This is a genomic window from Chlorogloea sp. CCALA 695 (assembly GCF_003003885.1).
Lineage (GTDB): Bacteria > Cyanobacteriota > Cyanobacteriia > Cyanobacteriales > Chroococcidiopsidaceae > Aliterella.
Map to the genome: position 1 here is coordinate 1 of NZ_PVWN01000103.1, position 8,624 is coordinate 8,624.

Genomic DNA, 8,624 nt, shown 5'->3' on the forward strand with positions numbered 1-8,624 from the left:
TAGAATTTTCGGTAAGCAACAATTTAATGGAGTCTGAATTAGAAAAAGTTGTCTTTGCAGGATAAAGAATGTAGTATTGTATTTTTCCAGATTGGCTGATTGAGATAGCATCAAAATCTACTATAAAAGGCGAGACTAATTGAAACTTTGCGTTCTTTCCCAGTGCTTGTTTGAGTTGCCCAAAAGTCATACCCAAATTAGCAATTCCGATTCCGGTTGGTGATATTGTTAAAGCTTTAGAAATAGGCGTATCTGGACTCAACTTAGGTATTGGTTGCGTTATTTCAGGATTCACTGAAGGCTTAGGTGAAAACTGTATTTTAGTAGCTGAGTCAATAGTTTATGTGCTACAACTTGTAAGCGCTGTTGAAGAAACAAAAAGTAAAAATATAGGTTTCATGAAAAAATTTTGGAGTTACATAATTAGAGATATACATTAATGTTATGTTGCAAAGAACATTAAGCTTAAACGATTCTAACAGAGAAAATTATTCTACCTTTATCTGATAAGGTTGTGTTGCAATAGTCAGGAAAAACCCCTGTGATGGAAATTGCAACAATCGTGTAAACATTTGCGGAATAACAGCTTGGGTTGAAAATGGATAGTAATTTTCAAGAAAAGAGAGCAGCACTTAATTATCTGTCTGAAAAACTATTGCTAACGCCAGTGGGAATCGATAAAGAGTGGGGCAGTGCTAATGTGGTAATAACTTCTCATCAAGACAAGAGAGCAAGCAGGAGCTTCTATTCCCAGCTAAGACAAATTGTTACTGCTGACGCAAAGGAATTGAGTTGGCTTTTCTGCAAACTTGGGGACATTTTTTTAGGATTGTACGACAGTACATCAGAACTTGAGTTCTTCGGTCGTCTTGCAAATACTGCATTGCGTTATCAGAGCCTAAGTAAAAACGATGAAAATCAACGGGACTTGCTATTTGCTGTTCTTCACGAGGCATTTGCTATATTGGACGAGATGGAGTCAGGTATTTTTGAATACTTCCTTGTCTCACCTGGAAATGAGATTGTGGATGATTTTATTGAGCAAGCTCAAAGGCGTGGGTTTGTCAGTGTTGAGGAAACAAAAAAGTTTTTCGCGCTAAAAGGAATTAAGTTATGATGATTGAATAAAATTTTAGAGGCATAATTTTTCCTACAGTTCTAGCTTCTCCAAAAACCGGAGGGCGATCGCATGAGTTCTAGGAGATTTATGGTGATTTGGTCGGAACTAAGGCTAATTTTGTGGAAGCTCATCAACTTAACTTATTTGTAGGCAGTCTTAGAGATTAGAATGCCTGCAAACCAGAAAGCCTAAGCGATGTCGCTACCCTAAATATTCGTATGCAGCGAACATTCAATTAGGCTTACTCATGCTACGGTTTTACCATCACAAATGTTAGAGGTTTGGTTATGGCAGATGAATCGGTGGTTGGCTCACTCGTTTCGCTGTGGCGCTATCCGGTAAAGTCGATGATGGGCGAAGAACTTAACTCTACTAAGGTTACGGAAAATGGCTTGTTGGGAGATCGCGCTTACGCACTGGTAGATGCGGAAACAGGCAAAATTATCAGCGCTAAACTACCGCGCAAGTGGGGCATTTTATTCGACTGCCGCGCTGCGCTCAATCTGCCTTCGCAGGTAAAGATTACCCTGCCAGATGGAGCAAGTATTATGGGTGATGCGGCGGATATAAATCGAGTTCTCTCACAGACATTCGGGCGCGAGGTGAAGCTAGAAACCTTTGCCCCTGAGACTCCCAGCATTGAGATGTACACGCCAGACATTGAAGGTTTATCAGATAGCGATGCCGAAACAAATGCGTTAATTCGACCTAACACTTTCTTTGATGCCGCTACTGTGCATTTGCTGACAACCGCGACACTCAATCAGTTGCAGTCACTTACTCCCACATCGCGGTTTGAAACTCGGCGATTTCGTCCCAATTTAGTAATTCAGCCTGCTAAGGATGCAACTGGATTTGTAGAAAATCAGTGGGTGGGCAAAACCTTGGCGATCGGCAACGAAGTACGGATTGAAATTACTGAACCCTGCCCGCGCTGCGTCATGACTACCATGCCACAGGGCGAACTACCTAGAGATATCGAAATTCTCCACGCCGCAGTCAAGCATAATGGCGGTCATATCGGTATCTATGCCAACGTCTTGCAGGGCGGTACGATTCGACGTGGAGACGCGGTGGCAATCGTCGTTTAATAAAGAAATTTGGACTTTATAGGGTGCGCCATTTGTTTAAACAGTTTTTACTTTTCATTCGCTATAGACGCAAGATTAATCGTTCGGACTTTTAGTATTTGTGCGAAATTGACTCCATGACTGAAGGCAGCTTGAGTATCTACTGGTGGGTATACTCCGAGTAATAAATTGAGGGTGAATGTCATAGTCACGGCTAACATTAGTTTCTGAAACATCGCCTGTCCCTTTTTAATCTGCACTACGTTGTTGCAACCAGTTTCCAAACTAGAAGCTGCAACAATTTCTTTTCTTCATTGTGCTGATTCATTTAAGGAATAAACGCCCTGGCATTCCAGCATCTTAACTGGCACAATCACGATTATTAGCAGTTTCTACAATAATTTGTCTCAAAATTATTAGCACATTGAGTAGTATTTAGTTATTGGTCAACCAGATACACAAAGCTTTTTTTTGAGACTTGATATCTTCTAAAGAGGTGTAATAATAGTTTTCCCAACCTACTTCTGGCAATCCACAAAAGAGCATCAAGTTGAGAGGATAATGTTCGCTATCAGTACAGCGACGGAAATCATCTCTAAATAAGAAAATTGCTTTGTCGCAAGCGATCGCTATGCCCAATTCAATCATTACCCCTTCATCGGGTGGTGTGCCGTTGACGATCGCAAAGATTCCATCACAATTAGTTACGTCATTCATGTCAGCTTGAGCGACACGATAAGCCCAGCCAGCTTGAGAGAGATCAATTTGATTGTTACGTTCAAATGGCTCCCAGACTTCTGCACCTAAATCTTTTAAAGCTTGAACAATAGGAGGCAATAAGGTCTTCTGTTGTTGGGAGAAACCGTAGGGATTAGCCAAGTAGATTTTTTTTCGGTTCACATTGAAATATAACTATAGATTACAGATATTGGGTAGCGGCAAATAACGTAATAATAAACCAAGCTAAGGATATGATGCCGATTGGAAGTAGATTTTGACTGTTGAAGATTGCGATTAAACACAACTTTTATAGTTCTAAAGTCTATTTTTGCCACGTGCATACCTAGCTAAGAAAGTAGTCACTTGCAAAAAGTATTTCTTATTCTAGTCTATTATTCTGTTACTTACCGCTACCCTCAATGCCCTTTCTCCTACTATTTTCTAAACGTCGTTCACGTTAATTTCAATCGCGGTACAACACTACAGAACCATTGCCACGATTAGGAACAGCATTATTTGTTAGCTTCTTGGTCGTACCGTCTTGTGTTGATTGGACATGAATTGTATAGTCTTGACCCTCACCATCGGCGGCAGTTACATATACTAGAGAAGTTTGGGAATCTTTGTTAATGAAAGCAACATCGTTAGTCGGAACAGAGTTGCCATGACCAGGATAAAGCAGACCTCCTAATACTTCTGTTTGACCGCCGCCTTTTGTTTCGATAACTGTATATGGGTCTTCAGTCTTGATCCCTAATATCCACAACGCTGCTCCGTTATTGACTAGCCGAGTAGAATTAGTAAATTCTGTATTCAATTGCCGCAGCCAAACCTCTTGACCTGGCTCGAAGCTCCACTCACCAATCATGACATTTTCACCGAATAGAGAACCTGCGCCCTTCGTGCCTTTGTAGTCACCGTAAGCACAGTCTCGAAGGACTAAAGTTTGAGGAGATGAATGCTCCCACACGCCCTTAACATTGAGTCTTTCGACAGTTATACTGTCATATTTACCTGGTTCAAATCGGATTGCCGGACTTGGCATTGTCCGCTCTGCTACTGGCTTAATGAAAGACTCCATCCCGATAATCTTTCTGACGCTACCGCGCATACGGATGGTACTGCTGATGTTATAGACTCCGGCAGGAAGATAGATAGTTGATTTCCCTGAATCTATTGCTTTTTGGATTGCCGCACTATCATCTTTATAGTCATTTGGTATTGCTCCAAATGCTGTTACGCTCACCCACTGACTGACATCTTCATAAAATTCTGGTGGGTCTGCTATAGGGAGATTTAAGGATGTTTGGGGTGAGGAAAATAAGCTTTTGAAAGGCGTAGAAGTAAATTCATTAACACTTGTACCTGGCAAAACCGTGCCTTCGTTTTCGATTACTGATTGATAACCAGTAGCGATCGCGTTTCGTGCATATAGCGTACCAGCATTTTCTACGGCACTGACTGCCGACGAGCCACCACTGAAGTTACCATCAATTAGCGTTACAAAACCCGATCGGGTTGTATTTTGAACTACTGGTACAGAGTTGATGCTTGTTAAGCCTCGGATGGACAGTACATTGTTTTTGTTAATAATTCCAGCTACTTTCTGGTTTTTTAAACTGATATGCTCAAAGGTAATTCCATACTGGTAGTGATTGAGAGCAGCAATACCATAGTCAAAGCCATCTATACTGACGTTTTTAATTAAGTTCGGTCCTGGCCAGGAGCGAGAGAAGTTTAGACCATACTTACCCTGACCCTTGATCATGACATTACGAATCGCGCCTTTATTGTTAGCAATATAGTCAATCCCAACTGCTCCGGGATTACCAAGACCCGTGTCTACCGTGAGATCGTAGATTGAATTACGAAATGCTTCATTGCCACCACCATCGGATTTAGGATTTTGCGAACCAGTGATGATCGCAGCTTTGGCGCGATCGGGATCGTTGTATCCAGGTGCATAGTCTTTTAATTTGATAGTTGTCCGCGTCCGACTTTCGCCTTCAAAACTAAGATAAGGATACCAATCTCCTTCACTATTCAACCATTTCAAGGATTGGCTAATAATGTAAGTTCCTTTTGGAAAATAGATAGTTACGTGCTTTGAATTATCACGAGGAACTGATTGAATTGCTTTTTGGATTGCTTGCGTATCATCACTAATACCGTCGCCTTTTGCACCATAATCTCTGACATTAACAATTCCCGAATCATCAGGTAATGGTTGAGCAACAGCATTTTGTTTAACACTTCCTTCATAAATAAGTGTTGCTGCTAGACAACTAATTGCTATTTTATACAAATTGATTCTACTTTTCATCGTGTTTTTTAGCCACTAATAACGTTAATTCAAACATCAAAAAACTGTGCGGAGGCATAGTTACTTCCGCAAACTCTTTTAGGTTTTTTTACAAAACTGAAATAATTAGGTTCTCAAAGCAAAGCCTATTGTAATAAAAATCCTAAAAGCTTGTTCGCGCAAAAATAAAGACGAAAAATGACATAAATTAGTGCAACTTAGGAGCATACTTATGAAAGCATACCTTTTCTTAAAAAACAACCCCAAAGAAAACCTAGTCTCTGATATTCCTAGCAGTATTAAGTACCAAGCTTATCAAGTTTAAAGTGAGATTTATAACAATTTTGTTAACATTAAGTTTAAATTTTGAAAATCTGAAATGCATACTGTACACGCTTTTTCAGTATTAGTTTTAATATGAGTTACAGCAAATATAGTTATAATGGAATATATGAGTCTACCGATTCTTGGAATCAAAACTAAGTAGAATTTTTCAGATAAAGAAGTAGCTTTTGTACAGATTTTTACAGCAATATTCTAATATATAATCAATCTTACAACATTACTAATTGGTAATATAATTAATGATTAATATTGCTACATAGCATAAAATTTTTGATGTTAAAGCAAATAGTAGTTATCTAATCCCTACCAGTCAAATCAAGTTATTGCTAAAAAGGAGACTTATTTTTGCTACAGAACCCATTTGACATCTCTAAGAAGCTGCAAGCCTCTTAAGCATTAACCTGACGAAGCTTTGGTTGAGCTTAGTGGTTGCATTTGCGCTTGGTTCTCTCGTGGTTCTTAACCAGAATCTTACATCGCTCCATCCAAGCATTGGAACGCTCGCTTCCCCCACCGAGCAATAGCTGGAACAAATCCAGACTTTTCTGTCGCTGCCTTTTCTTGCCCTGATGGCTTGGTTGATAATTCAAACTTTATTTTCTTCCTGTGGGGATATATCTTCTCTAACTCCTGTCTCCGATGCTCCTAGTGATAGCCACGAGCTAACAAGATTGTGATTTTGGGAATGTTCACAGGTTTGGACTGGAAGTAGTCGCACAAAGTGCGTCAACATCGAATAGCAATCCCGCATCATCGGAGAGATTGGCGCTGGTACAGTGGGTGAAGAAAGGAAACCCCAATGTATCAACTGCTAAATGCCGTTTGATGCAAAGCTCTCTGGGCGGAGGCTTCCGTCCAGAAGACTTTGCGCCATTAGTTGCTTTATAGAAGCAAAACCCAATGGAAGTCACCCTAGCATTATAAGTGTTTTGCACCGCTTGAGAGTCAATGATGATTAGCGTTGTCCACTTGGCTTTTTTTTCACTTGTTCTCGCACTTGTTCATGCAAGACGCTCATCAATTGAACAATTGCTCCCACTTCTGGCTACTGTTTATAGTGCCAGTAGACCGCCCTTGTAAGGCGGCAGGTCTTTAGGTAAGTCTTCCCCGTTGCACCCCTTTTTCCGTTGGTAAAAGATGCTATCAATGATGTCTCGTTTTGTCCAGTTTGAGGGTTTCGTCCGCTTCTTCTGCGCTAATATCTCAACCAGTAACGGTTCCAGAACTTCCCATTCTGCGTCGGTTAAGCTGATCGAGTATGGCATCGTCACTTCACTAGAGAGTAACATGACGTTACTTCATCCCAGTAATAGATGTCAAATGGGTTCTATACAAAAATTACTTTTGACACCACCCTAGTAATACATTTGTAGATAGCATAAATGATTAAGCGTGACATCAAGCTTTGTAGCTTGAGATTTGAGCGAACTTACTGTAAGTTAATTGACAAGTGCCTGAAGCAAGCTATGTGATATCATCCTGCACTTGCTTATCGCACGACCAGCAAGGGGTAGCTAACGGCAGACCCGAACCGCCGGGCAAGCCTGCTTAATACTAACTTCATTGCTGTAGAAATATACATTTATCCCCGGCTCGAAACATGACTTTTATCGCCCGACCGCAACCAAAGATAAGTGCAGTGCTACACCCTCCAACGGGGTGGTATCAACTAATTTTCCGCTACAGTAAATGGCTGAGTAGTGGTTTAGTAATCAGCTTGGGTCTCAGTCTACAGGCAGAGGAGGCTAAAGCTGTGGCTTTCACCTTTACGAACATTGCTGACTCTAGAGGTTCCTTCTCAGACTTCTATATCCCTCTTGGAGATGGAGTCTTTGTATCGGACCCTGCAATCAATGACAAGGGTACTGTAGTCTTTCAATCATTTCTAGATGCCGGAGGTGAGGGGATCTTCACTGGCAGCGGCGGCGAGACAACCACTATCGCTAACACTAGCGGTTCCTTTAGTCGCTTCGCCGATAACGAACCCACAATTAATAACGAGGGTACTGTGGCTTTCTTTGCTGGTTTAGATACAGGAGGTCAGGGGATTTTTACCAGTAGCGGTGGTGAGATCGCAGAGGTCGCTGATTTGAGTGATTTGAGTAGCTCCACTTTTGTATATAATCCTGCAATTAATGACGAGGGTACTGTAGCCTTCTCTACTTCCGGTCCAGGAGGTAGTGGTATCTTGACCAGTAGTGGCAGTGAAACTACTAAGGTAGTTGACAATAGCAGCCCCTTCTTTGCATCCGTATCCGATCCTGCAATCAACAATGACGGTACTGTCGCCTTCCGAGCAACCCTAGAAGATGCAGAAGGTCAAGGCATCTTTACTAGCAGTGGCGGTGAGATAACTACTATTGTTGACAATAGCGGTTCTTTCGACTCCATTATTAATCCCGTGATTAACAATGAGGGTACTGTTGCCTTCGAAGCACGTTTAGATGATACAGGAGGTAATGGTATCTTTACTGGTAGTGGTGGTGAAACAACTACTATCGCTGACAATAGTGGTGCTTTTAGCTCTTTTATTGATTTGGCGCTCAACGATCAGGGTACTGTCGCCTTCCAAGCAGCCCTAGATGCAGGAGGTGAAGGCATCTTCACCGGCTCAGACCTATTTGCTGATAAAGTGATTGCCACGGGCGATTCTCTCTTCGGCTCTACAGTGACAAGCCTTTTCTTTCAGAACAATGGGCTAAACAATAGCGGTCAAATCGTCTTCACTGCCGGACTTGCAGATGGCACTCAGGGTGTTTTCCGCGCCGAGCCTGTCCCCGAACCCTCTGAAGCTTTGGGTACACTAGCCCTTGGTGTTCTAGGGGTACGTTATCTGCTCAAGCGCAAACAGAAAAAACAGTAGCAGTTAACTGAGACACCAGCAGCATCTGATTAATTCCTGCAAAAACTGCAACTTAACTAAGTTCTAAGTAAGTCCCGCGCTCTATACGCCTGAGATGAGCGTCTGGATATAAGCCGGGTGACGACCCATAAGTAGTCAGGTGGAATTAAACTTAAAACGCTCTAGGGCATAACCACCTTTGACACTACGAGCTTCCATTCCATC

General features: G+C 41.7%; 7 protein-coding genes and 1 pseudogene. 3 read left to right on the forward strand and 5 right to left on the reverse strand.

Features of this window, described 5'->3' with window-relative positions:
* Nucleotides 1-295 (reverse strand): annotated as a pseudogene (locus C7B70_RS28090) (hypothetical protein); the annotation flags it as partial.
* Between the two features lie 303 nt (nt 296-598).
* On the opposite strand from C7B70_RS28090, the gene C7B70_RS24350 reads away from it, so the two are divergent.
* Both C7B70_RS24350 and C7B70_RS24355 read left to right on the forward strand, forming a co-directional pair.
* Entirely contained in the window at nt 599-1,117 is a 519-nt protein-coding gene (locus C7B70_RS24350) for a hypothetical protein (RefSeq protein WP_106371499.1), read from the forward strand.
* Nucleotides 1,118-1,407: 290 nt separating this feature from the next.
* A complete protein-coding gene (locus C7B70_RS24355; protein WP_106371500.1) occupies nt 1,408-2,211 on the forward strand; it encodes an MOSC domain-containing protein in 804 nt (267 codons plus the stop codon).
* 414 nt (nt 2,212-2,625) lie between these two features.
* Here C7B70_RS24355 and C7B70_RS24365 read toward each other — a convergent pair whose 3' ends face one another.
* The 4 genes from C7B70_RS24365 to C7B70_RS27350 all read right to left on the reverse strand — a co-directional run bounded on the left by C7B70_RS24365 (nt 2,626) and on the right by C7B70_RS27350 (nt 6,822).
* A complete protein-coding gene (locus C7B70_RS24365; RefSeq protein ID WP_106371502.1) occupies nt 2,626-3,090 on the reverse strand; it encodes a nucleoside 2-deoxyribosyltransferase in 465 nt (154 codons plus the stop codon).
* A gap of 283 nt (nt 3,091-3,373) precedes the next feature.
* Nucleotides 3,374-5,233, reverse strand: coding sequence for a glycoside hydrolase family 55 protein (locus tag C7B70_RS24370; RefSeq protein ID WP_106371503.1), 1,860 nt, complete (start codon nt 5,231-5,233; stop codon nt 3,374-3,376).
* 1,013 nt (nt 5,234-6,246) lie between these two features.
* On the reverse strand, nt 6,247-6,492 hold the full coding sequence (locus C7B70_RS27345; RefSeq protein WP_199192524.1) for a hypothetical protein: 246 nt from the start codon (nt 6,490-6,492) through the stop codon (nt 6,247-6,249).
* A 117-nt stretch (nt 6,493-6,609) separates the two neighbouring features.
* Nucleotides 6,610-6,822 carry a transposase gene (locus C7B70_RS27350; protein ID WP_199192525.1) on the reverse strand — a complete coding sequence of 71 codons (213 nt, stop codon included), beginning with the start codon at nt 6,820-6,822 and terminating at the stop codon, nt 6,610-6,612.
* A gap of 488 nt (nt 6,823-7,310) precedes the next feature.
* Here C7B70_RS27350 and C7B70_RS24380 point away from each other — a divergent pair, with 488 nt between their 5' ends.
* Nucleotides 7,311-8,420, forward strand: coding sequence for a choice-of-anchor tandem repeat NxxGxxAF-containing protein (locus C7B70_RS24380; protein WP_199192526.1), 1,110 nt, complete (start codon nt 7,311-7,313; stop codon nt 8,418-8,420).
* Nucleotides 8,421-8,624: the final 204 nt, after the last annotated feature.